The organism is Ruixingdingia sedimenti (genome assembly GCF_031432425.1).
Taxonomy (GTDB): domain Bacteria; phylum Pseudomonadota; class Alphaproteobacteria; order Rhodobacterales; family Rhodobacteraceae; genus Ruixingdingia; species Ruixingdingia sedimenti.
Map to the genome: position 1 here is coordinate 28,714 of NZ_JAVKPH010000010.1, position 24,526 is coordinate 53,239.

General features: G+C 69.9%; 26 protein-coding genes and 1 riboswitch. Of the genes, 7 read left to right on the plus strand and 19 right to left on the minus strand.

Annotation, left to right across the window (positions count from 1 at the left end; translation table 11 throughout):
* Positions 1 to 38: 38 nt before the first annotated feature.
* From RGD00_RS10565 to thiB, 3 genes are read right to left on the minus strand one after another with little or no spacing between them, the layout of a single operon-like run.
* Entirely contained in the window at positions 39 to 734 is a 696-nt protein-coding gene (locus RGD00_RS10565) for a thiamine ABC transporter ATP-binding protein (RefSeq protein ID WP_310457290.1), read from the minus strand.
* On the minus strand, positions 721 to 2,283 hold the full coding sequence (locus tag RGD00_RS10570; RefSeq protein WP_310457291.1) for an ABC transporter permease family protein: 1,563 nt from the start codon (positions 2,281 to 2,283) through the stop codon (positions 721 to 723). Before RGD00_RS10570 ends, RGD00_RS10565 begins: the two co-directional genes overlap by 14 nt.
* Complete coding sequence (gene thiB, locus RGD00_RS10575; RefSeq protein ID WP_310457292.1) at positions 2,259 to 3,257, minus strand: thiamine ABC transporter substrate binding subunit; 999 nt, start codon at positions 3,255 to 3,257, stop codon at positions 2,259 to 2,261. The genes RGD00_RS10570 and thiB overlap by 25 nt, the downstream gene beginning before the upstream one ends.
* A 34-nt stretch (positions 3,258 to 3,291) precedes the next feature.
* A riboswitch (TPP riboswitch) is annotated at positions 3,292 to 3,390 on the minus strand.
* A gap of 148 nt (positions 3,391 to 3,538) precedes the next feature.
* On the opposite strand from thiB, the gene aroC reads away from it, so the two are divergent.
* A complete protein-coding gene (aroC, locus tag RGD00_RS10580) occupies positions 3,539 to 4,639 on the plus strand; it encodes a chorismate synthase (protein ID WP_310457293.1) in 1,101 nt (366 codons plus the stop codon).
* A 257-nt stretch (positions 4,640 to 4,896) separates the two neighbouring features.
* Here the strand turns inward: aroC and RGD00_RS10585 are convergent, their stop codons facing one another.
* The 3 genes from RGD00_RS10585 to RGD00_RS10595 form a co-directional block, all read right to left on the minus strand.
* Positions 4,897 to 5,781 (minus strand): DMT family transporter, encoded by an 885-nt coding sequence (locus RGD00_RS10585; protein WP_310457294.1) that lies wholly within the window; start codon positions 5,779 to 5,781, stop codon positions 4,897 to 4,899.
* Between the two features lie 79 nt (positions 5,782 to 5,860).
* Positions 5,861 to 6,148 carry an HU family DNA-binding protein gene (locus RGD00_RS10590; RefSeq protein WP_310457295.1) on the minus strand — a complete coding sequence of 96 codons (288 nt, stop codon included), beginning with the start codon at positions 6,146 to 6,148 and terminating at the stop codon, positions 5,861 to 5,863.
* Between the two features lie 156 nt (positions 6,149 to 6,304).
* Positions 6,305 to 7,780, minus strand: coding sequence for an AMP nucleosidase (locus tag RGD00_RS10595; RefSeq protein WP_310457296.1), 1,476 nt, complete (start codon positions 7,778 to 7,780; stop codon positions 6,305 to 6,307).
* Between the two features lie 319 nt (positions 7,781 to 8,099).
* Between RGD00_RS10595 and RGD00_RS10600 the strand changes: the two genes are divergently transcribed.
* The 4 genes from RGD00_RS10600 to dxs are packed head-to-tail and all read left to right on the plus strand — an operon-like array spanning position 8,100 to position 12,048.
* A complete protein-coding gene (locus RGD00_RS10600) occupies positions 8,100 to 9,026 on the plus strand; it encodes a histone deacetylase family protein (RefSeq protein ID WP_310457376.1) in 927 nt (308 codons plus the stop codon).
* Positions 9,023 to 9,259 (plus strand): exodeoxyribonuclease VII small subunit, encoded by a 237-nt coding sequence (locus RGD00_RS10605; RefSeq protein WP_310457377.1) that lies wholly within the window; start codon positions 9,023 to 9,025, stop codon positions 9,257 to 9,259. Before RGD00_RS10600 ends, RGD00_RS10605 begins: the two co-directional genes overlap by 4 nt.
* Complete coding sequence (locus tag RGD00_RS10610; RefSeq protein WP_425603406.1) at positions 9,259 to 10,125, plus strand: polyprenyl synthetase family protein; 867 nt, start codon at positions 9,259 to 9,261, stop codon at positions 10,123 to 10,125. Before RGD00_RS10605 ends, RGD00_RS10610 begins: the two co-directional genes overlap by 1 nt.
* 9 nt (positions 10,126 to 10,134) lie before the next feature.
* Positions 10,135 to 12,048 (plus strand): 1-deoxy-D-xylulose-5-phosphate synthase, encoded by a 1,914-nt coding sequence (gene dxs / locus RGD00_RS10615; protein ID WP_310457297.1) that lies wholly within the window; start codon positions 10,135 to 10,137, stop codon positions 12,046 to 12,048.
* Positions 12,049 to 12,052: 4 nt separating this feature from the next.
* On the opposite strand, the gene RGD00_RS10620 is transcribed toward dxs, so the two are convergent.
* Genes RGD00_RS10620 through RGD00_RS10645 form a run of 6 tightly spaced genes read right to left on the minus strand, consistent with a single transcriptional unit; the run spans position 12,053 to position 17,749 of the window.
* On the minus strand, positions 12,053 to 12,898 hold the full coding sequence (locus RGD00_RS10620) for an SDR family oxidoreductase (RefSeq protein WP_310457298.1): 846 nt from the start codon (positions 12,896 to 12,898) through the stop codon (positions 12,053 to 12,055).
* Between the two features lie 45 nt (positions 12,899 to 12,943).
* Complete coding sequence (locus RGD00_RS10625; RefSeq protein WP_310457299.1) at positions 12,944 to 13,954, minus strand: NADPH:quinone oxidoreductase family protein; 1,011 nt, start codon at positions 13,952 to 13,954, stop codon at positions 12,944 to 12,946.
* A gap of 26 nt (positions 13,955 to 13,980) precedes the next feature.
* Positions 13,981 to 15,021, minus strand: coding sequence for a DUF7064 domain-containing protein (locus RGD00_RS10630; protein WP_310457300.1), 1,041 nt, complete (start codon positions 15,019 to 15,021; stop codon positions 13,981 to 13,983).
* A gap of 24 nt (positions 15,022 to 15,045) precedes the next feature.
* Positions 15,046 to 16,332, minus strand: coding sequence for an acyl-CoA dehydrogenase family protein (locus RGD00_RS10635; protein WP_310457301.1), 1,287 nt, complete (start codon positions 16,330 to 16,332; stop codon positions 15,046 to 15,048).
* Positions 16,329 to 16,727, minus strand: a complete 399-nt coding sequence (locus RGD00_RS10640) for a DUF6285 domain-containing protein (protein ID WP_310457302.1) — start codon at positions 16,725 to 16,727, stop codon at positions 16,329 to 16,331. The genes RGD00_RS10635 and RGD00_RS10640 overlap by 4 nt, the downstream gene beginning before the upstream one ends.
* The gene (locus tag RGD00_RS10645) at positions 16,727 to 17,749 is read right to left on the minus strand and encodes a phosphotransferase family protein (protein ID WP_310457303.1); all 1,023 of its coding nucleotides are present in this window, start codon (positions 17,747 to 17,749) and stop codon (positions 16,727 to 16,729) included. The genes RGD00_RS10640 and RGD00_RS10645 overlap by 1 nt, the downstream gene beginning before the upstream one ends.
* Positions 17,750 to 17,921: 172 nt before the next feature.
* Between RGD00_RS10645 and RGD00_RS10650 the strand changes: the two genes are divergently transcribed.
* Positions 17,922 to 18,881 (plus strand): LysR family transcriptional regulator, encoded by a 960-nt coding sequence (locus tag RGD00_RS10650; RefSeq protein WP_310457304.1) that lies wholly within the window; start codon positions 17,922 to 17,924, stop codon positions 18,879 to 18,881.
* Here RGD00_RS10650 and RGD00_RS10655 read toward each other — a convergent pair.
* On the minus strand, positions 18,860 to 19,564 hold the full coding sequence (locus RGD00_RS10655; RefSeq protein ID WP_310457305.1) for a response regulator: 705 nt from the start codon (positions 19,562 to 19,564) through the stop codon (positions 18,860 to 18,862). The two genes, RGD00_RS10650 and RGD00_RS10655, sit on opposite strands and share 22 nt — an antisense overlap.
* A complete protein-coding gene (locus RGD00_RS10660; protein WP_310457306.1) occupies positions 19,561 to 20,082 on the minus strand; it encodes a MarR family winged helix-turn-helix transcriptional regulator in 522 nt (173 codons plus the stop codon). The genes RGD00_RS10655 and RGD00_RS10660 overlap by 4 nt, the downstream gene beginning before the upstream one ends.
* A 162-nt stretch (positions 20,083 to 20,244) precedes the next feature.
* On the opposite strand from RGD00_RS10660, the gene RGD00_RS10665 reads away from it, so the two are divergent.
* Positions 20,245 to 21,114: a branched-chain amino acid aminotransferase gene (locus tag RGD00_RS10665; RefSeq protein WP_310457307.1), complete on the plus strand. Its 870-nt coding sequence runs from the start codon at positions 20,245 to 20,247 to the stop codon at positions 21,112 to 21,114.
* A 53-nt stretch (positions 21,115 to 21,167) separates the two neighbouring features.
* On the opposite strand, the gene RGD00_RS10670 is transcribed toward RGD00_RS10665, so the two are convergent.
* The 5 genes from RGD00_RS10670 to mtgA form a co-directional block, all read right to left on the minus strand.
* Positions 21,168 to 21,365, minus strand: coding sequence for a hypothetical protein (locus RGD00_RS10670; protein ID WP_310457308.1), 198 nt, complete (start codon positions 21,363 to 21,365; stop codon positions 21,168 to 21,170).
* Between the two features lie 84 nt (positions 21,366 to 21,449).
* The gene (locus RGD00_RS10675; protein WP_310457309.1) at positions 21,450 to 21,929 is read right to left on the minus strand and encodes a DUF1294 domain-containing protein; all 480 of its coding nucleotides are present in this window, start codon (positions 21,927 to 21,929) and stop codon (positions 21,450 to 21,452) included.
* Positions 21,930 to 21,962: 33 nt separating this feature from the next.
* Positions 21,963 to 22,994: a tRNA epoxyqueuosine(34) reductase QueG gene (queG, locus tag RGD00_RS10680; RefSeq protein ID WP_310457310.1), complete on the minus strand. Its 1,032-nt coding sequence runs from the start codon at positions 22,992 to 22,994 to the stop codon at positions 21,963 to 21,965.
* Between the two features lie 3 nt (positions 22,995 to 22,997).
* The gene (gene fzlA / locus RGD00_RS10685) at positions 22,998 to 23,663 is read right to left on the minus strand and encodes an FtsZ-binding protein FzlA (protein WP_310457311.1); all 666 of its coding nucleotides are present in this window, start codon (positions 23,661 to 23,663) and stop codon (positions 22,998 to 23,000) included.
* Between the two features lie 49 nt (positions 23,664 to 23,712).
* Positions 23,713 to 24,471: a monofunctional biosynthetic peptidoglycan transglycosylase gene (gene mtgA / locus RGD00_RS10690; RefSeq protein WP_425603407.1), complete on the minus strand. Its 759-nt coding sequence runs from the start codon at positions 24,469 to 24,471 to the stop codon at positions 23,713 to 23,715.
* Between the last annotated feature and the right edge of the window lie 55 nt (positions 24,472 to 24,526).

The following is a 24,526-nucleotide window of genomic DNA, read 5'->3' on the forward strand; positions in this document are numbered from 1 at the left end:
GACGGAACCCCGCCCCTTAGGGCGGGGTTTTTCTTTGGTCAAAGTCCCAGATAGTCGCGCAGCGCCGGGGGCGGGTCGGCGAACAGGGCCGCCGTTTCGACGGGCGGATGCGCCACCCCGCGCTCGACCAGCACCGTCAGGGGGGCGAAGCGGCGCGCATCCGCGGGGTCGTGCGTGACCATCAGCACCAGCGCGCCGGTCTCGTCGGCGATCTCCTCGACCAGCGCCAGCATTTCCGCCTTGAGCCCGGGGCCGAGCGCGGCGAAGGGTTCGTCCAGCAGCAGCGTAGGCCGCGCGCGCAGCAGCACCCGCGCCAGCGCCGCCCGGCCCTGTTCGCCCCCCGACAGCTGCCCCGGCCGCGCATCCTCGCGCCCGGCCAGCCCGACCCGGGCCAGCACCTGCGCCACACGGGCATGGTCGCCGGCCGTCAGCCGCAGGGCGGGCGACAGGCCCAGACCCACGTTCTGCGCCAGCGTCAGGTGGGGAAACAGGTTCTGGTCCTGAAACAGGATCGACAGCGGCCTGTCGCCCGGCGCCAGCGGCCCGAGGTCGCGCCCCTGCCACGTCACCCGGCCCGCCGCGGCCGGCAGGAACCCCGCGATCGCCAGCAGCAGCGTGGATTTCCCCGCCCCCGAAGGCCCGATCACCGCCACCCGCGCGCCCGCGGGCACCGGCCAGTCCGCGGTCAGGGCGAAATCGCCCGCGCCGACCCGCAACCCTTCAAGCCCCAGCATCGTCCCGCCCCCCGCCGCGATCCATGACCCAGAACAGCCCGAACGACGCCGCCAGCAGCAGCACCGCCGCGGCCTCTGCCGCCTCTGTCCTGAAGGCGCCCATCAGCCGCCAGACCTGCATCGGCAGCGTCGCGTTGCCTTCGCCCGCGAACAGCGCGATCACGCCCAGATCCCCCATCGCCAGCGCCGCCGCCACCCCGCCGGCAAAGCCCAGGGGGCGGCGCAGCCGGGGCAGCGTCACCAGCCGCAGCCGCGCCCATCCCCCGATCCCGAGCGATTCCGCCAGCCGCATCTGCGTCGCCTCGACCTCGCGCAGGGCGGGCAGGATCAGGCGCAGGGCAAAGGGCAGCGCCATGGCGGCATTGACCAGCACGGTGACGGGCAGCGCCACCGTTTCCGGCGCGGCAAAGGGCAGGACGGCGATGAACAGCCCCGCCCCCAGCACCAGCGACGACGCGGCAAGCGGCAGCATCCCCGCCAGTTCCGCCAGCCGCCCGGCCACGCCGCCCCGCACCGCCAGCTGGCCGAGCGCCAGCGCCCCCGCCAGCACCAGCGCAGCAGACACCAGCGCCATGACGACCGACCGCCCCGCCGCGGCCCAGACCGGCGCGGGTAGGGCCGCCAGACCGGGCAGGCCGCGCAGGATCACCGCCAAGAGCGGCGCGAACAGAAAGGCCGCGGCCAGCGCGATCACCGCCCCGTCCAGCAGCCGCAGCCCCCACCGGCCCGCATCCCACCGCTGCACCGCCCGGTCCAGCCCGCCGCCGAAACCCGCAGGCACCGCCACCCGCGCCGCCAGCAGCACCGCGCCTGCGCACAGCGCGAACTGCACCGCCGCCAGCGCGGCGGCGCGGGACAGATCGAACTCGAACCGCACGGCCTGATAGATCGCGACCTCGACCGTGGTGGCCCGGGGCCCCCCGCCCAGGATCAGCGCGGCGGCAAAGCTCGCCAGACAGATCAGGAACACCGCCAGCGCCGCGCCCGGCAGCACCTCGCGCAGCATCGGCCGTTCCAGATGCCGCGCGACCTCTGCCGGGCCGAATCCCAATGCGGCGGCGGTGCGGAACCGTTCGGCCGGGATCGCCTGCCAGCCCTGCAACACCATGCGGACCGCCAGCGGCAGGTTCAGGAACACATGCGCCAGCACCACGCCATGCAGGCCATAGACCTGCACCGGCGGCAGGCCCACCGCGGCCAGCCCCGCGTTCAGCACGCCCCCCCGGCCGAAAATCGCCAGCAGGCCCAGCACCGCCACGATCACCGGCATCAGGAAGGGCGCGCCGAGCGCCGCGATCAGCAGCCGCCGCCCGGCGAACCGCCGCCGCGCCAGCGCCCGGGCCACCGGCACCGCCAGCACGACGGAAATCGCCGCCGACAACGCCGCCTGCACCAGCGTGAACCGCACCGCCGCCCAATCCGGCCCCGTCAGCCGCATGCCCCCCGCATGCGCCAGCACCACCCCGAGCGTGCCGAGCATCAGCGCCGCCAGCACCAGCCCCGCAACGGCGCCGGGCAGGCCCCTCACCGCGACAGCGCCGCGCGCCATTCCTCCAGCGCCGGGGCGCGAAGCGCCTCGGCCTCTGCCGGGGGCAGGAACAGGGTGGCTTCGGGGCGCGGCAGGGTGTCGAACCCTGCGGGCAGGCCCCCGGCGGGGGTACGGGCGGGATACATCCAGTTGGTTTCCGGGATCGCGGCCTGGAAGGCGTCGGACAGCACGAATTGCATGAACCGCCGCGCCAGTTCGGGCTGCGGCGCATTCGCCAGCAGGCCCGCGACCTCGACCTGCACATAATGGCCCTCGGCAAAGGGCGCGGCGGCCTTGCTGTCGTCGCCCTCGGCGATCAGATGATAGGCGGGCGAGGTGGTGTAGGACAGCACCATATCGGCCTCGCCCTTCAGGAACAGGTCGTAGGATTCCGACCAGCCGGGGGTGACGGTCAGGATGTTGTCCGACAGCCCGCGCCAGATCTCGGCCGCCCGGTCGCCATAGGCCGCCCGGACCCACATCAGCAGGCCCAGCCCGGGGGTGGACGACCGCGGATCCTGGATCACCACCTTGAGGCCGGACGCCGCCAGCGCCTCGAAACTTTCCGGCGGGTCGGGCAGGCGGGTGCGGTCGTGGACGAAACCGAACCAGCCCCAGTCGAAGGGCAGAAACAGCGGGTCGGCCCAGCCCACCGGCAGGTCGGTCGGCGCATCGACGCCATGGGGCGCGAACAGCCCCGTCGCCCCCGCCGCCGCGACCAGATTCGTATCCAGCCCCAGCACCACATCCGCCGTGCTGCGCGCGCCTTCCAGCCGCAGCCGCGCCAGCAGCGCCGCCCCGTCGCCCGCACCGATCAGCCGCAGGTCGCAGCCGCATTCGGCCTCGAACGCGGCCTCGATCGCCGGGCCGGGGCCCCAGTCGGACACGAAGCTGTCATAGGTCAGCACGGTCAGCACCGGGGTCTGCGCGGCGGCCACCGCCGCCATCAGCGAAACCCCCGCGGCAAGGCCGGTAGAAAGAATAGGGCGGTACATCGGCATCCTCCACAAGCGACGGCGGGCCGGGGTGAGGATCAACCTGCGCCTTCCCTCCGCCGGTTCTAACCGGATCAGGTTCAACGGGTTCGCCTGCGCGTCTCAGCCCCCAAGGGCACCCCGAGCCGCCCCAGCATAGCGCGCCCCGCAGCCACCGCAAGCACCCGCCCGCAGCAGGGAGACTTTCGCGCCGATGGCCCGCCCTTCGCCTGTTCCGCCGGAATCCGGTTTATTCCGCCCGCCCACTGGCCTAAAGCTGCATCCGCAACCGGGAGGTCAACATGAGCTTCAACACCTTCGGCCATCTCTTCCGCGTCACCACCTGGGGCGAAAGCCATGGGCCCGCGCTCGGCGCCACGGTGGACGGCTGCCCCCCCGGCATCGCGCTGACGGAAGCCGACATCCAGCCCTGGCTCGACCGGCGCAAACCGGGGCAGAACCGCTACACCACCCAGCGGCGCGAGGAGGACGCGGTGCGCATCCTGTCGGGCACGTTCGAGGGGCGGACGACCGGCACCCCGATCCAGCTGATGATCGAGAACACCGACCAGCGGTCCAAGGATTATGGCGAGATCGCGCAGGCGTTCCGCCCCGGCCATGCCGACATCGCCTATCACCAGAAATACGGGCTGCGCGACCATCGCGGCGGCGGGCGGTCCAGCGCGCGGGAAACCGCGGCGCGGGTGGCGGCGGGGGGTGTCGCGCGGACGGCGCTGGCGGCGCTGGCGCCGGGTCTGGCGATCACCGGCTATATGGTGCAGATGGGTGCGCGCGCCATCGACCGCGCGCGGTTCGATCCGGCAGAGGTGGGGCGCAACCCCTTCTGGTGCCCCGATCCCGGCACGGCAGCGGCTTGGGCCGAGGACCTCGACGCGCTGCGCAAATCCGGCAATTCGGTCGGCGCGGTGGTCGAGGTGGTGGCGACGGGCGTGCCCCCGGGGTTGGGGGCGCCGATCTACGGCAAGCTCGATGCCGATCTGGCGGCGGCGATGATGTCGATCAACGCGGTCAAGGGGGTCGAGATCGGCGAGGGCATGGCCGCCGCCGCCCTGACCGGCGTGGACAACGCCGACGAGATCCGTTTGGGCCCGGACGGGCCGGAATATGCGACGAACCACGCGGGCGGCATTCTGGGCGGGATCTCGACCGGCCAGCCGGTGGTGGTGCGTTTCGCGGTCAAGCCCACGTCCTCGATCCTCACCCCCCGGCGGACGATCAACGTGAAGGGCGAGGCGGTGGATCTGGTGACGAAGGGCCGCCACGACCCCTGCGTCGGCATCCGCGCCGTGCCGGTGGCCGAGGCGATGATGGCCTGCGTGCTGCTGGACCACCTGCTGCGCGACCGCGGGCAGACGGGGGGCGTGCGGGGGCGGATCGGCTAAGCGGCACCCGGTAAGGCCGGGCGGGAGAAGGAAACGCACTGCGTTTCCCCGCCCGTCGCGCGACGGCGCCACTGGAAACGGAGATGCCGGGAACAATCGATAGGCCAGCGCCTGCCCCGGCGGGCGAGTAGCGCCCGCCATGGGCGGGGCGGGCGCTGGCCGGGGGCTTGGGGCCCCCGGCCGGGGCAACTCTGACCACATCGCGGTGGCGAAGGCACGCGCCTTCGCCAGCCAGAGCGGGAGGGGAGAAGAGGCCCCTACCCCCGCACCCGCGACAACTGCACCATCAGGATCCCCGCCGCCGCGATCGCCACCCCGGCCAGATCGGCCGGGCCGAGCGGTTCGGCCAGCACCGCGGCGGCGATCAGCACCCCGAACACCGGGTTGAGGAAGTGGAACGCCGCCGCCCGCACCGCGCCGATGCGGCCCACCAGCACGAACCAGACCCAGGTCGCCGCCAGCCCCGGCACAAGCGTGGTATAGGCGAAGGCCAGCACCAGTTGCAGGCTCCAGTCCACCACGAAGGGCTCCGCCGCCACGGCGATGCCCCCCAGGACCGCCGCCCCGACCAGCATCTGCAACCCCACGACCATCAGCAGACCCCCGCCGCCGCCCGAGGCCCCGCGCAGCGCCAGCGTCGCCACCGTCAGCGCCAGCGCCCCCAGAACGCAAAGCGCGATCCCCAAAGGATCGGCCCCGCCGCCAAGCCGCGTCGCCATCACCACCGCCACCCCGGCGAACCCGGCCAACAGGCCCGCGATGCCCATGGGCGGCAGGCGTTCGCGCCAGACCAGCCAGCCCGCCAGCGCGACCATCAGCGGCATGGTCGAGGCGACGATGGCGGCGACCGAGGCCGACACCCACTGCATGGCGACGAAGTTCAGCCCCAGATAGACGGCGTTCTGCATCACCCCGAACAGCGCCACCGCCCGCCACTGCGCCCGCCCCCGCGGCAACCGCTGGCCAAGCGCCAGCGCCAGACCCACCCCGATCAGGCCCGACACCAGAAACCGCAGCGCCAGCGCCGTCAGCGGCGGCGCATCGACCACGATCATCCGCGCCGAGGTGAAGGCCGACGACCACATGACCGCGAAGGCCAGCCCGATCAGCACCGCGCCGATGTCGAAACCCCGCCCGCGCATCCCCGCCCCCGTCAAAGCAAAAGGCCGCCCGAGGGCGGCCCGGACCGGGGAATACCCCCGGCACCCGCGCGTGGCGCGCTCAGGCGTTCACGCTGTCCTTCAGCGCCTTGGCGGCGGTGATGCGCACCTGGCGGTCGGCCGGCTTGCTGATCGTCTCGCCGGTGGCGGGGTTGCGTACCTGACGTTCGGGGCGGGCGCGGCAGGCGATCTTGCCCAGGCCCGGCAGGGTCACGGCGCCGCCGGCGGCGACTTCCTTGGTCACGACAGCGGCCAGCGCATCCAGCGCCGCCGAAGCGGTCTTGCGGTCGCCCCCCATCGCCTCGGCCAGCGCGGCCACCAGCTGGGTCTTGGTCATCGGTTTGGACATGATCCGTCTCCTCGTGCCTGCCCGTTTTTCCGGGCCCGTATGCGCGCCCTTCAAGGGCCGTCGCGCCGCTACACAAGTTTTCGGCCAACAAATCAAGCCCCATTCCGCAGCATCGGCAGCTTTTCCCCGCGTCACGGGCCCCTCACACCGGCCCTGTCAGAGGAAGGCGGTTTCCTCGAAACTGCGCAACTTGCGGCTGTGGATGCGTTCGAGCGGCATCTCGCGCAAAAGCTCCATCGCGCGGATCCCGATCAGCAGATGCCGCGCCACCTGCGTGCGGTAGAAATCCGACGCCATCCCGGGCAGCTTCAACTCTCCATGCAGGGGCTTGTCGGAAACGCACAGAAGCGTGCCATAGGGCACCCGGAAACGGAAACCGTTGGCGGCGATGGTGGCGCTTTCCATGTCCAGCGCGATGGCCCGGCTTTGCGACAGCCGCGCCACGGGACCCGACTGGTCGCGCAGTTCCCAGTTGCGGTTGTCGATGGTGGCCACCGTGCCGGTGCGCATGATGCGCTTCAACTCGTACCCCTCCAGCCGCGTGACCTCTGCCACCGCCTGCTGCAAGGCGATCTGGATTTCCGCCAGTGCCGGGATCGGCACCCAGACCGGCAGGTCGGCGTCCAGTACGTGATCCTCGCGCAGATAGGCATGGGCCAGCACGAAATCGCCGAGCGACTGCGACCCGCGCAGCCCCGCGCAATGGCCGACCATCAGCCAGGCATGCGGGCGCAGCACGGCGATATGGTCGGTCGCGGTCTTGGCGTTGGAGGGGCCGATCCCGATGTTGACCAGCGTGACCCCCTGCCCGTCGGGGCGGACGAGGTGATAGGCCGGCATCTGCGGCATCCGCGGCAGCACCCCCAGCGGCGCGGCCGGATCGGTGATCACCTGATGCCCCGGCGCGACGAAGGCGGTGTAACCCGAGGCGGGATCGGCCAGCGCCCGGCGCGCCACGGCCTCGAATTCATCGACGTAGAACTGGTAGTTGGTGAAAAGGACGTGGTTCTGGAAATGCTCGGGCGCGGTGGCGGTGTAATGCGTCAGCCGCGCCAGCGAATAATCCACCCTTTGCGCCGTGAACGGGGCCAGCGGGCGGGACCCGTCGGGATATGCCAGCAGCGTGCCGTTCACGATGCCGTCGTCGGTGGTGGCAAGGTCGGGCACGTCGAACAGATCGCGCAGGGTGAAATCGAGCACCCCGTCATGCGGCACGGTCACGTCGTCCGCCGCGGCCAGCGCGAAATGCACCGGGATGGGGGTGGCCGACCAGCCCACCTGCACCGGCACGCCGTGGTTGCGCAGGACAAGCTCGATCTGCTGGGTCAGATAGGCGCGGAACAGGTCGGGCCGGGTGACGGTGGTGGCATAGGTGCCGGGCTCGGTGACATAGCCGAAGCTCAGCCGGCTGTCGATCCGGGGATAGCTGGTGACGGCCAGCCGCACCTCGGGGTAATAGGCGCGCACCCGGGCGGGGGGCCGCCCCTCTGCCAGCGCACGGCGGAAGGCCGTGGCCAGAAACCCCACCGCCCCGGCATAAAGCGCCTCCAGCGCCGCCACCGCCGCCCCGGCATCGGTGAAAAGCTGCGGGGCGCAGGGGTCGGGGGTCAGAAGGCGGGGATCGGCGGTCATGGTCTGTCCTTGCGGTTGTCGGCCCAAGGCTGGCACCGCGGGCGGGGGCTGGCAAGGGGCCATGGTTGCGGCTGTGGCGAGGTCGGTGCCGGGGGCCAGCCCCCGGACCCCCGGGATATTTGGGGACAGAAAGTGAAGAGGCGGGCCACTTATCCGCACCCTTCTTCACTTTCTGTCCATAAATATCCCACGGGGGTGCGGGGGTGTGAAACCCCCGCCGCTACGCCCTTCACCCGCACTGCCACCGGGGGCGGGCCCGATTGCCGCCTGCCCCACGCCGGTGCTAGGTTGCCGCCGGCAGCAAGAGGGGGGCATGGCCATGGTCACGGCGGTGTTTTCACATGGCGACTGCGCCCGCCACCTGACCCCCCCGGGCCATCCCGAGCGGGCGGAGCGGCTGGCGGCGGTCGAGCGCGGGCTGGCGGGGCTGGCGGTGGCGCGGCACGAGGCGCCGCTCGGCGTGCGGGCGGATGTGCTACGCTGTCATCCGGCGGACCATTGGGAAAGGGTGGCGGGCGCGGTGCCGCGGGCGGGGTTCGCGGCGCTGGATGGCGATACGCATCTGTCGCCGGGTTCGCTCGATGCCGCCTTGCGCGCCGTTGGGGGTGCGGTCGCGGCGGTGGACATGGTGATGGCGGGCCGCGCGGCCAATGCCTTCGTCGCCTGCCGCCCGCCGGGGCACCATGCCGAACGGGAACGGGCGATGGGGTTCTGCCTGTTCGGCACCCTCGCCATCGCCGCGAGACATGCGCTCGACCATCACGGGCTGTCGCGGGTCGCCATCGTGGATTTCGACGTGCACCACGGCAACGGCACGCAGGACCTGCTGTGGAACGAGGACCGGGTGCTGTTCGTTTCCTCCCACCAGATGCCGCTTTATCCCGGTACCGGATCGGCGCGGGAACGCGGCGCGCATGGGCAGATCCTGAACCTGCCTTTGCCGCCGGGGTCGGGCGGGGCGGCGATGCGGGCGGCCTACGAGGGCGCGGCGTTCCCCGCGCTCGACGCCTTCGCGCCGGAACTGGTGCTGGTTTCCGCCGGGTTCGACGCGCATGCCGACGATCCGCTGGCCGAACTGGACTGGCAGGCGGAGGATTTCCGCTGGCTCACCGCGCGGCTTTGTGATCTTGCCCACCGGCATGCGGGCGGGCGGGTGGTCTCGACACTCGAGGGCGGGTATGATCTGGACGCGCTGGCGGCATGCACCGCCGCGCATGTGGGTGTTCTGGCGGAGAGGGGCGCATGACCGACGGTATCGGCGCGATGAGTTTCGAAGAGGCGATGGCGGAACTGGAAGCCGTCGTGCGCCGGCTGGAATCCGGCAATGTGGCGCTGGAGGAATCCATCACGCTCTACGAACGCGGGGCGGCGCTGAAGAAGCACTGCGACGACAAGCTGCGCGCCGCCGAACAGCGGGTGGAACTGATCCGCGCCCGCGACGGCGAGGCGCAGGGCACCGCCCCGGCCGAGGGGTTCTGATGTTCGACCACGCGCTGGCGGGGGCGGCGGACCGGATCGGGGCGCATCTGGCCGCCGTGCTGGCGGGGCGGGGCGACCAGCCGGTGGTGCAGGCGATGCGCTATGCCGTGGCGGGGGGCAAGCGGCTGCGCGGTTTTCTGGTGCTGGAATCGGCGGCGCTGCACGGGGTCGGGCCGGCGGGTGCCATCGACGCGGCGGCGGCGGTGGAATGCCTGCATGCCTACAGCCTCGTCCACGACGACCTGCCGGCGATGGACGACGACGACCTGCGCCGCGGCCAGCCCACCGTGCATGTGAAATGGGACGAGCCGACCGCGATCCTTGCGGGCGACGCGCTGCAATCGCTGGCGTTCGAACTGCTGGCCGCCCCCGCGCTCGGCCCCGCCGAGCGGCGCATCGCGCTGGTGGCGGGGCTGGCGCGGGCGGCGGGGGCCGAGGGGATGGTTCTGGGTCAGGCGCTGGACATCGCGGCGGAAACCGCGCCCGCGCCGCTGACGCTGGCGGAGATCACCGCGTTGCAGGCGGGCAAGACCGGCGCGCTGATCCGCTGGTCGGCGGAATCGGGGGCGGTGCTGGCGGGGGCGGACCCTGCGCCCTTGGGGCGTTATGCCGCGGCGCTCGGCCTTGCGTTCCAGATCGCCGACGACCTGCTGGATGTCGAGGGCGACGCCGCCCGCGCCGGCAAGCGGCTGCGCAAGGATGTGGCGGCGGGCAAGGCCACCTTCGTGTCGCTTCTGGGGGTCGCGGGGGCGCGGGCGCGGGCGGGCGATCTGGCCGATGCCGCCTGCGCGGCCCTTGACGCCTATGGCCCCGCCGCGGATACCCTTCGTCAGGCGGCCCGCTTTGCCGTCGCCCGCGACAGCTGAGGAGCCGCGATGACCGATCGCCCGCCAACACCGATGCTCGACCGCGTGGCGGTGCCGGCCGACCTCAAGCAGCTGACCGACCGGCAGTTGCGCCAGCTGGCAGACGAATTGCGCGCGGAAACGATTTCGGCGGTGTCGGTCACGGGCGGGCATCTGGGCGCGGGGCTCGGCGTGGTGGAACTGACGGTGGCGCTGCATGCCGTCTGGGATGCGCCGCGCGACAAGATCATCTGGGACGTGGGCCACCAGTGCTATCCCCACAAGATCCTGACCGGGCGGCGCGACCGCATCCGCACCCTGCGGCAGGAAGGCGGGCTGTCGGGCTTCACCAAGCGGTCGGAAAGCCCCTACGACCCGTTCGGGGCGGCGCATAGTTCCACCTCGATCTCTGCCGCGCTCGGCTTTGCCGCGGCGCGCGATCTGGGAGGCGACCCCGGGGATGCCATCGCGGTGATCGGCGACGGGTCGATGAGCGCGGGGATGGCGTTCGAGGCGATGAACAACGCGGGCCATCTGAAAAAACGGCTCTTCATCATCCTGAACGACAACGAGATGTCCATCGCGCCCCCGGTCGGCGCGCTGTCGGCGCATCTGAGCCGCCTTTACGCCGGCGCGCCCTTCCAAGACCTCAAGCAGGTCGCCAAGGGCGCGGTCAGTTTCCTGCCCGAACCGTTGCAGGAAGGGGCCAAGCGCGCCAAGGACATGCTCAAGGGCCTCGCCGTGGGGGGGACTTTGTTCGAATCGCTCGGCATCTCCTACGTCGGGCCGATCGACGGGCATGATCTCGACCAGCTTCTGCCGGTGCTGCGCACGGTCAAGGCGCGGGCGCGCGGGCCTATGCTGGTGCATGTGCTGACGAAAAAGGGCAAGGGCTATGCCCCCGCCGAACGCGCGCGCGACAAGGGGCATGCGACGGCGAAGTTCGACGTGCTGACCGGCAAGCAGGTCAAGGCGCCGTCAAACGCGCCGAGCTATACCCGCGTCTTCGCGCAATCGCTGATCCGCGAGGCCGAGGGCGACGGCAAGATCGTCGCCATCACCGCCGCGATGCCCGACGGCACGGGGCTGGATCTGTTCGCCGAACGGTTCCCGGCGCGCTGTTTCGACGTGGGGATCGCCGAACAGCATGCCGTGACCTTTGCCGCCGGGCTGGCCGCGGGGGGGATGAAGCCCTTCTGCGCGCTTTATTCCACCTTCCTGCAGCGGGGCTACGATCAGGTCGTGCACGATGTGGCGATCCAGCGGCTGCCGGTGCGGTTCGCCATCGACCGCGCGGGGCTGGTGGGGGCCGATGGTGCGACCCATGCCGGGGCCTTCGACGTGGCCTTTCTGGCGAACCTGCCGGGCATGGTGGTGATGGCCGCGGCGGACGAGGCCGAACTGGTGCACATGGTCGCCACCGCCGCCGCGCATGACGATGGCCCCATCGCCTTCCGCTTTCCGCGCGGCAACGGCACGGGGGTGGACATGCCCGCGCGCGGCGTGCCGCTGGAACTGGGCCGCGGGCGGGTATTGCGCGAGGGCGGGCGCGTGGCGCTTTTGTCCTTCGGCACGCGGCTGGCAGAGGTGCTGAAGGCCGCCGAAAGCCTTGCCGCGCGCGGCATCGCCCCGACGGTGGCGGATGCGCGGTTCGCCAAGCCGCTCGACCGCGACCTGATCCTGCGGCTGGCACGCGAACACGAGGCGCTGATCACCATCGAGGAAGGCGCGGTGGGCGGTTTCGGCAGCCATGTGGCGCAACTGCTGGCCGACGAGGGCGTGTTCGACCGGGGGCTGAAGTTCCGCAGCATGGTCCTGCCCGACATCTTCATCGACCAGGCGAGCCCCGAGGCGATGTACCGCATCGCCGGCATGGACGCCCCGCAGATCGAAGCGAAGGTGCTGCGCCTGCTGGACGTGGCGGTGGTGGGGCGGCGGGCCTGAGGGCTCAGCCCCCGGCGGCCAGCAGCGCCGCCAGACCCGCGCGGTAATCGGGGTAGATCAGCCGCACGCCGAGGTCGTCCTTGATCCGGTCGTTCCTGACGCGTTTCGACTCGGCATAGAAGCTGCGCGCCATCGGGGTCATCTCTGCCTCTTCCCAGCGTTCCTCGGGCGGGGGGGGCAGGCCCAGAAGGGCGGCGGCATGGGCGATGACGTCCTCGGGCGGGGCGGGGTCGTCGTCGCAGACGTTGTAGATGGCGCGGGGGGCGGGGCGGTGGATGGAGGCGTCGAGCACCTGCGCGATGTCATCCACATGGATGCGGGAAAACACCTGCCCCGGCTTGACGATCCGCCGCGCGCTGCCCTGCCGTACCTTTTCGAACGGCCCCCGCCCCGGCCCGTAGATACCCGCAAGGCGGAAGATGTGCAGCGGCAGGCCGAGCGTCTGCCATTGCCGTTCCGCCGCCACCCGCGCCCGGCCCCGCGCGGTGGTGGGGGTCAGGGCTGTGCCCTCATCCACCCAGCCGCCGGCATGGTCGCCATAAACCCCGGTGGTGGACAGATAGCCCACCCATTCCAGATGCCGCGCCGCCGCCAGTTCCGCCCCATGCGCCGCGATCACCGGATCGCCCGCCGCGTCGGGCGCGACGGAACAAAGCACATGCGTCGCCCGCGCCAGCGCCGGGGCCAGCGCCGCGCCGGGCCAGATCAGCGGTTCCACCCCCGCCGTGCGGAAGGCCGCGGCCTTGGCGGGATCGCGGGTGGTGCCGATCACATGCCAGCCCTGCGGCAAAAGCCGCCGCGCCAGCGCCTGCGCCGAATAGCCGTGGCCGATGGACAGAAGGGTATTCATGGCGCGACTATCGGCGCAGGCGGGGGCGGGCGCAAGGCCCGGACACTACAGCCCGTCGCGGATGCGGACGATCACCTTGCCCACCGACCGCCGCGCGGCAAGCGCGCCGATCGCCTCTGCCCCCCGGTCCAGCGGATAGCGCGCCGATATGTGCGGGCGCAGAAGGCCGTCGCGGTAAAGGGCAAGCAGGTGATCCGTGATCCCCTCGATCCCCCCGGGGTCGCGGTGCCGCGCCTCGCCCAGGAACACGCCCGCGACCTGACAGCCCTTGAGCAACACCAGATTGAGCGGCAGGTGCGGGATGCCCGCGGCGAAGCCGATAACCAGATACCAGCCCTTCCAGGCGATCGCCCGCAGCGCCGGTTCGGCGTAATCGCCGCCCACCACATCGAACACCACATCCGCGCCGCCGGGACCGCACAGCCGCTTGAGGTCTTGCGCCAGTGCGCGCTGCGCGGATTTGTCGAGCGGCGCGCGGGCATAGACGATCCCGTCATCCGCGCCGTTTTCGCGCGCGCGATCCAGCTTTTCCGGGCTCGACACCGCGGCGATGACCCGCGCGCCCATCGCCCTGGCGATCTGCACCGCCGCCAGCCCGACACCGCCCGCAGCACCCAGGACCAGAACCACCTGCCCCGCGCGCAGCTGGCCGCGTTCCACAAGCGCATGCCATGCGGTCGTGTAGTTGCCGAAAAAGGCGGCGGCGTCATCGTCGGGCATGCCGTCGGGGATGGGGATGCAGGCGCCGGCCAGGACGGCCGCATATTCCGCCATGCCGCCGCCCTCGTTGCTGGAGGCGACGACCCGCTGCCCCACCGCCAGCCCGCGCACATCCGCGCCGGTTTCCACCACCTCGCCCGCGAATTCGCAGCCGGGGGAAAACGGGCGCGCGGGCCGGTACTGGTAGCGGTCCTGGATCAGCAGGAAGTCGGGATAGGTGACGCCGCAGGCGGATACGCGCAAAAGCACCTGATCCGGCCCGCAGGGGGGCCGGGGCACATCCGCCAGGACAAGCGTTTCCGGCGGGCCGGGATCCCTGCTGATCAGTGCTTTCATCCGCATCCCCTTGCGATGGGCCTGCCTCAGGCCGTTTCCAGCGCCACCGAGATCGGCTTGTCCCCCTCGACCAGCAGGTCGAGGAATTCCGACATGCCCCAGACGGCGCGGCCGTTGCAGGTATAGCGCACCATGCCTTCCGTGATCCGCGCGGTACTGGTGCTGCCGTCGCGCAGCGTGCGGCGATGGCGCAGCGGGATCAGGGAAAAGGTCTCTGCCGTCACGTCATAGACCTCTTCATCGGTCGTCAGGCGCAGGCGGATGGCCTTCTGGAAATACCGCGCGTCATAGTCGACAGAGACCGTGGCATCGGTGATCGGGATCAGCCTTCCATCGCGGAGGGCATGGCCGACGACGATGGGCGCCCCGGCCGGATTGCCCATGAGGCTGAGCAGCAGGCCGAAATCCTTGCCGAAGGTGATCGGCGCCCATTTGTAGTGATAGAAGCTCTGCCAGTGGCGCGGCCCCCAGGATTTGTCGCGATAGCCGGTGCCGTCGATCCGCCAGCTTTCATCCCCCACCGTCAGTTCGCCCGAAACTGCGGTGTGCTGTTCGGTATGGCCGCGGAACACCTCTTTGTCGGGGTCCAGATCCCATCTGGACCCATCCGCCTCGACGATCTCGCCGCCGTGCATGGGGGAAACACCGTGGACGTCCAGCCGGATGCGGCAGGCGCGTTTGGGGTTTTCCTTGAACGCACGGGCCGGGTCCATCATCGCGGCGGGGTCTTTCAGCCACAGGACCTCGCCCTCGTAGGCGATGGTGAGGTGCTCGAACGGTTCCACCACCTCGAAGGTCAGGCCGCCCGCGTTCATCCGGTCGTTGTTGGTGATCGGCACGCGGCGGAACATGAAGCCCACGCTGCCGTCGGGCAGATAGACGCAGACCGTCATTTCGGCATGGCCCTCGTTCGGGCGGTTGCCGAGGCGCACCCACAGGCCCACGGGGTTTTCCGCATCGAAGCCGTTGAAATACATGCTTTCGTTGTAGTTGGAAAACGGCTCCGGCGGGTGGGTGTATTCGTCGCGCGGATCGAGGATCAGGCGCTTGCCTTCGGGGACGATCATCGGGCTCTCCTTTGACGGGGTGGATCAGTCGAACATGCCCTTGCGCGGCCCCATGTAGCCGAACAGGAAGCCCGCCACCTTGCGCATCTGGATTTCCTCAGCGCCTTCGGTGATGCGGTAGCGGCGGTGGTGGCGGTAGATATGTTCGAACGGCGTGTGGCGCGAATAGCCAAGGCCGCCATGCACCTGCATCGCGCGGTCCGCGACCTCGCACACCAGCCGGTTGGCCCAGTAGTTGCACATCGACACCTTGTCGCCCAGTTGGAAGGCGATCTCGGTCTGCGGGATCCGGTCCATTTCCCATGCGGTCTTGTAGATCAGCAGCCGCAGCATCTCTATCTGCGTCGCCTGTTCGACCAGCGGCCACTGGATCGCCTGGTTGTCCGACAGGGGCTTGCCAAAGGGCTTGCGCGCGCGGGCGTATTTCACCGCCTCTTCCAGACAGAAGGCGGCAGCGCCAAGCGATGCGGCGGCCTGCCGGATGCGGTTTTCATGCACGAACGCCTGCGCCAGCGCGAGGCCGCCATCCAGCGGGCCGAACTGCGCCGCGTCGGGCACCCAGACATCGGTGATGCTGATGCGTGGGTGGTCGGTCGGCATATTGAAGGTCCACATCCATTCCTCGATGCGGATGCCGGGGTCCTTGGCGTCGGCGATGAAGGCGGTGATGCCGCGCGCGTCGCCGTCCTTGCCAGAGGTGCGGGCGAAGATGCAGCAATGCGTCGCCACATGCATGCCGGTCGTCCACATCTTGGCGCCGTCGATGCGCCAGCCGGGCCGGCCGCCCCGGGTTTCGCGCACGGCGCGGGTTTCCATATGGGTCGCGTCGGACCCGTGGTTGGGTTCCGTCAGGCCGAAGGCCATCCATTTGGTGCCCTCGATGGTGCCCTGGATGAATTCGTCCTTCTGCGCCTGGGTGCCGTAGTCGCGCAGCATCACCACCTGGGGAAAGTTCGCGACGATGGAATGTTCGTTCTGCAAATCGTTGTGCAGCCCGAGGCCCCTTTTCGCCAGATGTTCGCGGATCACCGCCATGTGCAGGTTGGATCCATCGCGGCCGCCGAATTCCTTGGGCAGGCCATAGCGCAGGTGGCCGGCCCTGTCGGCGACACGCTTGACGCGGGCCAGCAACGCCTCCCATTCCGGGCGGGGCAGGCCGTCGTTGTCGAAATCGGTCCGCGCCCATTCGCGGCGGTGGTCGAAGAAGCGGATGTTGTCGTCGGCGTTCTCGATCGGCGCGATCTCGGTTTCGATGAAACGGTCCAGTTCGCCCAGATAGGCGACAAGATCCTGCGGCAGATCGAAATTCATGCTGATCCCTCCTGCGGGTTGATGGTTCGGGCGGCTTCCAGCCGGTAGGCGGCATAGCCCGGCTGATCGACGGCAAGGGTGTCGAGGGTGGTCGCCCACAGATGATCCCAGAGCCCCGGCGTATCCGGGCCGATCCTGCCTTCGCGGATCGCAAGGCAGAGCGCGTCGTTGAGCGTTTCCAGCGGGCCGGTCGTATCCAGCAGGCGTTCCAGCCGCTGGCGTTCGGCCGCTTCGGCATCCGGCGTCAGGGCCAGTTCGCGGCGCACGATGTCTAGCACATTCGCCGCGACCAGCGTGTGAAAGGCCGTGGCGCCTTCAAGCTTGGGCAGCAGATCCTTGCGCAGGAATTCGGCCACGATTTCCAGCAGTTCCAGCCGCGAGGGGGGCGGGTGCATCAGCGGGGCTCCCTGGGGTTGAGAAGGCGCAAGAGGTCGATCTCGTTTTCGGATGCGCGGCGGCCGATGGCGGCGCGTTCTACCGTGCGGTCGCCGCGCTGGAACTCGCGCGCGAATTCCACGCAGTCGAGGCCCCAGGTCAGGCTGCCCATCACCTGCCAGAACCGCACGGCCTGCGCGTCCACGCGGCCGCCGGCGGATTCGTAGCCGGCGAACAGCGCCTCACGCGACCCCACGCCGCCTGCGGGCAGATCCACCTGCCCGAACCGCCACGACCCGATGCAGAACCAGCCCAGATCCTCCATCGGGTGGCCGATATGGGCGATTTCCCAGTCGAGCACGCCGCGCAGGCCGTCTTGGCCAAGGATGTAGTTGCCGGTGCGGAAGTCGCCATGGACAAGGCACAGCGCGGGGTCCAGCCGGCCGATATGCTGGCGCAGCCACTGGAAGGCCATTTCGAACACCGGGCGGCGGTGGCCCTGCCGTTCGTATTCGCGGAAGGTGCCGTCGAGATATTCCTGCGGATGCGTTTCGCGCAGCGCGGGCAGTTCGTCGCGCGGGGTCAGGTGGATGCGGGCCAGCGCCGCGCCGCAGTCGAAGGCAAGGTTTTCGCGGGCACGGGCATAGGCGGCGTCGCGCACGATCTTGCGCCCGATGGTTTCGCCATCCATCCAGTCCATGACGAAGCCCTCGCCAAGGCCGTCCTGCGCATCCAGAATCCAGCGCACCGTGGGCACCGGCACGCCGCGCGGCTTCATGATCTGCATCAGCCGCGCCTCATTGGCCGAACCTGCGGGGCGCTTGACCTCGCGCCGCCGTTCCACCACCGCGGGCACCCGCCGCAGGACGAGCTTTTCCACCACCCCCGGGCCGCGCACCTCTATCGCCCAGCTTTCCTGACTGGCCCCGCCCGAAAGGCGCGTCTGGCGCGTGACCGCGCATTGCGCGCCCAGATGACGGCGCACCATCCGCGCGACAAGGGCCGCGAAGTCGGTCGTGCTCGGGCAAGGTTCGGCTGGCATCTGTCCATCGCATCCGGTCTGTCCGGGCGGCAGTTTCCGCGGCGGACGGGGGCGAAGTCCAATGAGATTGCGGCCGGCATTCATTGGCAAACGCAATCAATGCGGGCGCGGCGGTTGACCGCCGCCCCGCCCCGTCGCAAGCTGCCGCCGGGTTGCAGGACAGGAGGGGCGGGTGAGCCGGGTCGATCCGAAGCTGCTGAAAAGCTTTGTCGTGCTGGCCCGCCACATGTCGTTCACGCTGGCGGCCCATGACCTGGGGATGAGCCAGCCCACGCTGTCGCTCCAGATCCGCAAGCTGGAGACCGCGCTCGGCTTTGCGCTGTTCCTGCGCACCACCCGGCATATCGCGCTGACGCCGCAGGGGGCCGAACTGCTGCCCCACGCCCGCCGCCTGACCGACGAATCCGAACGGCTGGACCGCAGGATCCGGGCCATCGCGCAGGGCGAACGGCCGCGGATCCGCCTTGGCATTCCGGCCTATATGCTGGACGTGCCGGTCAGGAACCGCCTGATCGAACGCTTCGCGCAGGCGCATCCCAAGACCGCGATCATCCTTGTGAACGACTGGCAGCCGCGACTGTTGCGGGCGCTGGCCAGCGGCAAGATCGACGCCGCGCTGGTGGCCGGGGCGGCGGTGGACGAAACCCCGCCCGGCCAGCGCAGCTATGAGGGCCTGTTTCCCTCCAGCCTGCGGACGGTCCTGCTGGACCGGCAACGGATCGGCCTTCTGGTGCCGCGCGAGCTGCCGCTTTGCCGCACCGAGGAAATCGCCCCGCGCGATCTGGCGGGTCAGGCTGTGGTCGCCCTGCCCAACACCTGCCCGCCGGTTTTCGATCCGCTCTATGCGCTGTTCGATGCCTGCGGCGTTCGGCAGATCCACCATGCCGAGGTGAATTCCTTCGCCATCCAGCGTTACGCCCGCCGCAGCCGGCTGCCCGTGGTCAGCATCAGCCCGTTCGACGACCATGCGGGGCCCGACGACGATCTGGTCAGATGCTTCATCCGGGGCATCGAGCAGACGCTCGACCTCTGCCTTGCCGCGCCGCCCGACAGCACAAGGCCAGAGGTCGCGGCGCTGTTCGAGGTGGCGCTGGCCGCCGCTGCCGTGCCTCAGTCGGGGGCGAGCATGTAGCCCGCGCCGCGCACGGTTTGCAGATAGCGGGGTTGGGCCGGGTCCTGTTCGATCTTGCGGCGCAGGCGGGCGATCTGCACGTCGATGGCGCGCGCGGTCGCCTGCCCCTCGCTGCGGCCCAGTTCCGTCACCAGCCGTTCGCGCGTCACCACCTCGCCGGGGCGGGCGGCGAAGATGCGCATCAGCGCGGTTTCCGTCGCGGTCAGGCGCACCGGATCGTCGCCCTGCCACAACTCGCCCCGTTCGGTGTCATAGCGGATCGGGCCGAGGTGGATCGGGCGGGCCACGGGCGGGGGCGGGCGGCCGGCGGGCAGGCGGCGCAGGATCGCGTTGATGCGCAACAGCAGTTCCTTGGGCTCGAACGGTTTGACCAGATAGTCGTCGGCTCCGGCCTCCAGCCCCTCGATGCGGCTGTCGGTTTCGCCCCGCGCCGTCAACAGCAGGATCGGCACGTCGAGCCGCGCGCGCAGGTCGCGGGTGAGGGTCATCCCGTCCTCGCCCGGCATCATCACGTCGAGCACCAGCAGATCGAATTCCAGCCCCGCCAGCAACCGCCGCGCCTGCGCCGCATCGCGCGCGGTGGTGACGAGAAAACCGTTGCGGATCAGGAATTTCTGCAACAGCAACCGGATCCGGTCGTCATCGTCCACGATCAGCAGATGGGCCTGGGGTTCCGTCGTCACGCGCCGCCCTCCCGGATACCGTGGTAGAGCGCGCGGCGTTCGGGGTCCATCATCGCCTCCAGCACCTGACGAAAGCCTGCCACCGCCGCCGGCCCCGCGGCGCGATAGGCCGCCCGCATCCGCGCGCGCTGTACATCGGCCAGCATCCGTTCCAGCGCCGCGCCCTTTTCGGTCAGGTGCAGATGCCGTTCCCGCTTGTCGCGCCGGCCCACGCGGCTTTCGACCATGCCGTCCTCGATCAGCCCGCGCAGTACGCGGTTGAGCGACTGTTTCGTCACCCCCAGGATCGCCAGCAGGTTGTTCACCGTGGTGCCCGGGCTGCGCTGGATGAAATGCAGCGCGCGGTGATGGGCGCGGCCATAGGCGTGGTTTTCAAGGATCCGGTCGGGGTCGGCGGTGAAATCGCGATAGGCGAAGAACATCGCCTCGATCCCCTTGCGCAACTGGTCGTCGGTCAGGAACAGCAGGTTTTCGCCGCCGCCGCCCGGCAATAGGCCCTTGGCTTGTCCGGTGTTCATGCCTGCTCCTTCCGTTCCACGCTTTGATTTTAAGTCAGCCTTGTTGACTTTCCAAGGCCGAATCGTTAGCAAGGTGACGCTTTGGCGCAACAATGTGTCCACACCGGACCCAACGGGCGCAACTTTCTACAAAGCGCCTGATGGCGAAAGAGGGAGACGACGATGGCCGGAAGCTATGACGATCGCGACGGCAAGATCTGGATGGACGGCAAGCTGGTGGAATGGCGCGACGCCAAGGTCCACGTCCTGACCCATGCGCTGCATTACGCCTCGTCGGTGTTCGAGGGCGAACGCTGCTACAACGGCAAGATCTTCAAGGGCGTGGAACATTCGCAGCGCCTGCGCAAATCGGCCGAGCTGCTGGATATGGAAGTCCCCTATACCGTCGAGCAGATCGAAGAGGCGAAATACGCCATGCTGCGCGCCAACGGCTGGACCGACGCCTATGTGCGCGCGGTCGCCTGGCGTGCCTCGGGCGAGGACATGGGCGTTTCGGCCAAGCGCAACCCGGTGCGGATGGCCATCGCGGGATGGGAATGGGGCGCCTATTACGGCGACGCCAAGACCAAGGGCGCCAAGATCGACATCGCCAAGTGGAAACGCCCCTCGCCCGAAACGATCCCCGTCGCGGCCAAGGCGGCCGGGCTCTACATGATCTGCACCATGTCGAAACATGCGGCAGAGGCGAAGGGCTGTTCGGACGCGCTGTTCATGGACTGGCGCGGCTATGTCGCCGAATGCACCGGGGCCAACATCTTCTTCGCCAAGGACGGCGAGGTGCACACGCCGCTGGCGGACTGTTTCCTCGACGGGATCACCCGGCGCACGGTCATCGCGATGCTGCGTGAAAAGGGCGTCACGGTGCATGAACGCCGCATCCTGCCCGAGGAACTGGAAGGCTTTCAGCAATGCTGGCTGACCGGCACGGCGGCAGAGGTGACGCCGGTGGGCCAGATCGCCGATTATAATTTCGAGGTCGGCGCGCTGGCGCTGGATACCGCGGCATCCTACGAAAAGCTCGTCCGCGCCTGAACGTCACGGCCGGACAGGGTTCAAGGGGGCGCCGCCTGCGCCCCCTTTTGCATTCAGGTCTCGCGCCCGCGGGCAATGCGCAGGAATTCCTGCATCCGCCGGCCACTGCGGGCATCGCGGCTGCGCTGGATGGTCAGACGCGCGGCCGGGTGGCTGCCGTCCTCGCCCTGCATCCGTTCGATCTGCGCATAGCGGCGGGTGCGGATGTTATCGGGTTCGGCCGTCCGTTCGGCGGGATGATGGGTCCGCATCGTTTCGTCCTCCTCCTTCGGGTGGGGGCAATATAGGGGCAACCGGCGCAGATCCAAAGCGCGCCGGCAGGGCGGTGGCAGACTCTAGCCGCTGCCGGGGCCAAAGCGGCGGGGCTGGCCTTCGGCGGCGGGCGGGCGGTTGGTCAGCGGCGCGCCATGGGTGACGATGCGGCGGGGCGCGGCCTCTGCCTGTTCCCCGGGGGCGGCGGCGGGGATCCAGCGGGCGGTCAGCGCCTGCGCCTCTGCCCCGATCCGCGGCCCCACCGGGGTCAGCAGGGCCACCAGCACCGCGCCCTGCACCAGCCCGATCACCGTCAGCTTCCGGCGGAAGGACCGTTTCACCGTCTTGTGCCGGAACAGCACCTGCCCCAGCTTGGCCCCCGGCCAGCCGCCGACGAAGGCCAGCCGCAGCAGGAACCCCTCTGACAGCCGCCATTCCCCGGCGACGGAACGGCGCTTGTCGACGCCGAACGCGGCAAGGCTCAGCCCGTTGACCAGCAGCAGCCAGCCGGCAAGGCAGAGGGCGAGGAACTCGGGTGTTCCGGGGATCAGATACATGTCCATGCGCCCCCGGATGGCAGGCGATTCGGGCGGATTTCAGGCAAGCCGCGCGACGGCCCACCGCGCCGCATCGGAAACCGCCGGGTCGGGGTCGTCCACCAGCGCCGCCGCCACCGCGCGCAACCCGGGCAGGCCGGAATTGCCGATGGCGTAAAGCACGTTGCGCACGAACCGGTCGCGTCCGATGCGCTTGACCGGGCTGCCGGCGAATCGGGCGCGGAAGGCCGCATCGTCCAGCCCCGCCAGTTCCGCCAGCAGGGGCGCGCCCACCCGGGGCTGATAGCCGATCTCGCCCGCCGCCTGCGCGAACTTGTTCCACGGACAGACCGCCAGACAATCGTCGCAGCCATAGATGCGGTTGCCCAGAAGGGGGCGCAACTCTGCATCCACCGGGCCCTTGTGTTCGATCGTCAGGTAGGAAATGCAGCGCCGCGCATCCAGTTGATAGGGCGCCGGAAAGGCCCCGGTGGGGCAGGCGTCCAGACAGGCGGTGCAACTGCCGCAAGTGCCGTGCGCGGGGGGATCCCTGGGCAGGTCCAGCGTGGTGAAGATCGCGCCCAGAAAGAACCAGCTGCCCATATCGCGCGACAGAAGGTTGGTGTGCTTGCCCTGCCAGCCAAGCCCCGCCGCCGCCGCCAGCGGCTTTTCCATCACCGGGGCGGTATCGACGAAGACCTTGATCCCGGTCCCCTGCCCTGCGGCGTCGATCAGCCAGCGTCCCAGACGCTTCAGCCGCCGCTTCACGATGTCATGATAATCCTTGCCCTGCGCATAGACGCTGACCGCCGCCCTGTCGCGCTGTTCCAGCACCGCCAGCGGGTCGGTTTCGGGGGTATAGACCTCTGCCAGCATGATCACCGACCGCGCCTCGGGCCAGAGCGCCGCCGGATCGCCGCGCCAGTGCATGCGTTCGGCCATCCAGCCCATCTGCCCATGCCGGCCCTTGGCGACATATTCCGCCAGCCGCCCCGCCGCCTGCGGGATCGCGTCGGGCGCGCAGATGCCCATTGCGGCGAAGCCCTCTGCCCGCGCCTGCGCCTCCAGCCGCGCGCGCAGGTCGGCGCTCATGGCCTAGAAATCCAGATCGGCATAGTGCAGCGGCGGCGGAAAGCCCGGCACCTGATCGGCAAGGATCGACCGGAAAGAGGGCCGCGACTTGATCTTGGCATACCAGTCCTTCACCGTGGCCGACCGGTTCCAGTCCACGTCCGAGATATAGTCGAGGCAGCTCAGATGCGCGGCCGCCGTGATGTCGGCCAGCGTCATCACATCGCCCGCCAGCCACCGGCGCTGATCCAGCAGCCAGCCCATGTAGTCGAGGTGGTACTTGATCCGGGTCGCACCCGATTTCACGTTGCGCGAATCCGGGTAGCCGTGGCCCATGACCTTCTTGTTGATGCGTTCGTACAGCAGTTTCGAGGTCACTTCGCCATGGAACTTGTCGTCGAACCAGGCGCAAAGCCGGCGCACCTCGTACCGGCCATCGGGATTGCGCGGCATAAGGGGGGGTTCGGGGTTGGTTTCCTCCAGATATTCGCAGATCGCCTGGCTTTCCGACAGCGTGCGCGTATCCAGCCGCAGCACCGGCACCTTGCCCGCCGGGTTGCGGCGCAGAAAATCGGCGCCCTGTTCCCAGTACCGCTCCTCGACTAGTTCCACCTCGATACGCTTTTCCCCGAGCGTGAGCCGGACCTTGCGGCAGAAGGGCGAGAGGGCGAAGTGGAAGAGGCGGTTCATGGCGGGCCTTTGTGCTTTTCCCCTTCCTAGCCGCGACCGGGCGGCAAGTTCAATCCCGCGGCGCGGGGGCCGGCCCGAAACAGCCCGCGCGGCCATCGGCGCGGATGGTTTCCGCCCCGTCGAGAATGGCGGCGGCGCGGCGGCGCAGGAAATCGGTGGGTTTGGCCGGGTTGCGGTCCTTGGGCGCGGGCAGGGCGGCGGCAAGGCGGGCGGCCTGCGTGGGGGTCAGTTTCGCGGCGTCGGTGTTGAAATAGTGTTCCGCCGCCGCCTGCACCCCGAACACGCCCGCGTCGAATTCGGCGACGTTCAGGTAGACCTCCAGGATCCGCCGCTTGGACCAGAAGGTTTCCACCACCGGGGTGATCACCGCCTCCAGCGCCTTGCGGCCCCAGTTGCGCCCGTGCCAGAGGAACACGTTCTTCACCACCTGCTGCGTGATGGTGGAGGCCCCGCGCCCCGTGCCCTCGTCCAGCGCGCGGCGGATCGCCACCATGTCGAAGCCCCAGTGCAGGCAGAAATTCGCATCCTCTGCCGCCACCACGGCGCGGGCCATCACCGGGGCGATTTCGTCCATGTCGGTCCAGTCGTAGCGGATACCGTCGAGGCGCGCGGATTCCTGCAACATGTAGGGCGTGCGCGGCGGGGGCAGCATGGCAAAGACCAGCACCGCCAGCAGGATCAGCACCCAGACCCCGGCCACCACCCGCAGCATCCAGCGCAACACGAACCGCAGCGCCCGGCGGCGGGGCCGGGCGGTGGAAGGCGCGGCCGCCTTCTTGCGCGTCTCTGCCTTGCGCGTCTGTGCCATCGCCGCAGCATAGAGACAAAGCCCCCCGCCGGGTCAAGCGATGCGGCGGGGCGGG

What these genes read in the sequence shown, in the direction of transcription:
- RGD00_RS10645 (WP_310457303.1), bottom strand. Translation starts at nt 17,749, where the DNA reads ATGCCAGCCGAACCTTGCCCGAGCACGACCGACTTCGCGGCCCTTGTC.
- fzlA (WP_310457311.1), bottom strand. Translation starts at nt 23,663, where the DNA reads ATGAACCGCCTCTTCCACTTCGCCCTCTCGCCCTTCTGCCGCAAGGTC.
- RGD00_RS10670 (WP_310457308.1), bottom strand. Translation starts at nt 21,365, where the DNA reads ATGCGGACCCATCATCCCGCCGAACGGACGGCCGAACCCGATAACATC.
- RGD00_RS10605 (WP_310457377.1), top strand. Translation starts at nt 9,023, where the DNA reads ATGACCGACGGTATCGGCGCGATGAGTTTCGAAGAGGCGATGGCGGAA.
- RGD00_RS10675 (WP_310457309.1), bottom strand. Translation starts at nt 21,929, where the DNA reads ATGGACATGTATCTGATCCCCGGAACACCCGAGTTCCTCGCCCTCTGC.
- aroC (WP_310457293.1), top strand. Translation starts at nt 3,539, where the DNA reads ATGAGCTTCAACACCTTCGGCCATCTCTTCCGCGTCACCACCTGGGGC.
- RGD00_RS10625 (WP_310457299.1), bottom strand. Translation starts at nt 13,954, where the DNA reads ATGAAAGCACTGATCAGCAGGGATCCCGGCCCGCCGGAAACGCTTGTC.
- queG (WP_310457310.1), bottom strand. Translation starts at nt 22,994, where the DNA reads ATGAGCGCCGACCTGCGCGCGCGGCTGGAGGCGCAGGCGCGGGCAGAG.
- RGD00_RS10660 (WP_310457306.1), bottom strand. Translation starts at nt 20,082, where the DNA reads ATGAACACCGGACAAGCCAAGGGCCTATTGCCGGGCGGCGGCGGCGAA.
- RGD00_RS10590 (WP_310457295.1), bottom strand. Translation starts at nt 6,148, where the DNA reads ATGTCCAAACCGATGACCAAGACCCAGCTGGTGGCCGCGCTGGCCGAG.
- RGD00_RS10610 (WP_425603406.1), top strand. Translation starts at nt 9,259, where the DNA reads ATGTTCGACCACGCGCTGGCGGGGGCGGCGGACCGGATCGGGGCGCAT.
- RGD00_RS10640 (WP_310457302.1), bottom strand. Translation starts at nt 16,727, where the DNA reads ATGCACCCGCCCCCCTCGCGGCTGGAACTGCTGGAAATCGTGGCCGAA.
- RGD00_RS10595 (WP_310457296.1), bottom strand. Translation starts at nt 7,780, where the DNA reads ATGACCGCCGATCCCCGCCTTCTGACCCCCGACCCCTGCGCCCCGCAG.
- thiB (WP_310457292.1), bottom strand. Translation starts at nt 3,257, where the DNA reads ATGTACCGCCCTATTCTTTCTACCGGCCTTGCCGCGGGGGTTTCGCTG.
- dxs (WP_310457297.1), top strand. Translation starts at nt 10,135, where the DNA reads ATGACCGATCGCCCGCCAACACCGATGCTCGACCGCGTGGCGGTGCCG.
- RGD00_RS10620 (WP_310457298.1), bottom strand. Translation starts at nt 12,898, where the DNA reads ATGAATACCCTTCTGTCCATCGGCCACGGCTATTCGGCGCAGGCGCTG.
- RGD00_RS10570 (WP_310457291.1), bottom strand. Translation starts at nt 2,283, where the DNA reads ATGGCGCGCGGCGCTGTCGCGGTGAGGGGCCTGCCCGGCGCCGTTGCG.
- mtgA (WP_425603407.1), bottom strand. Translation starts at nt 24,471, where the DNA reads ATGGCACAGACGCGCAAGGCAGAGACGCGCAAGAAGGCGGCCGCGCCT.
- RGD00_RS10585 (WP_310457294.1), bottom strand. Translation starts at nt 5,781, where the DNA reads ATGCGCGGGCGGGGTTTCGACATCGGCGCGGTGCTGATCGGGCTGGCC.
- RGD00_RS10565 (WP_310457290.1), bottom strand. Translation starts at nt 734, where the DNA reads ATGCTGGGGCTTGAAGGGTTGCGGGTCGGCGCGGGCGATTTCGCCCTG.
- RGD00_RS10665 (WP_310457307.1), top strand. Translation starts at nt 20,245, where the DNA reads ATGGCCGGAAGCTATGACGATCGCGACGGCAAGATCTGGATGGACGGC.
- RGD00_RS10635 (WP_310457301.1), bottom strand. Translation starts at nt 16,332, where the DNA reads ATGAATTTCGATCTGCCGCAGGATCTTGTCGCCTATCTGGGCGAACTG.
- RGD00_RS10600 (WP_310457376.1), top strand. Translation starts at nt 8,100, where the DNA reads ATGGTCACGGCGGTGTTTTCACATGGCGACTGCGCCCGCCACCTGACC.
- RGD00_RS10630 (WP_310457300.1), bottom strand. Translation starts at nt 15,021, where the DNA reads ATGATCGTCCCCGAAGGCAAGCGCCTGATCCTCGATCCGCGCGACGAA.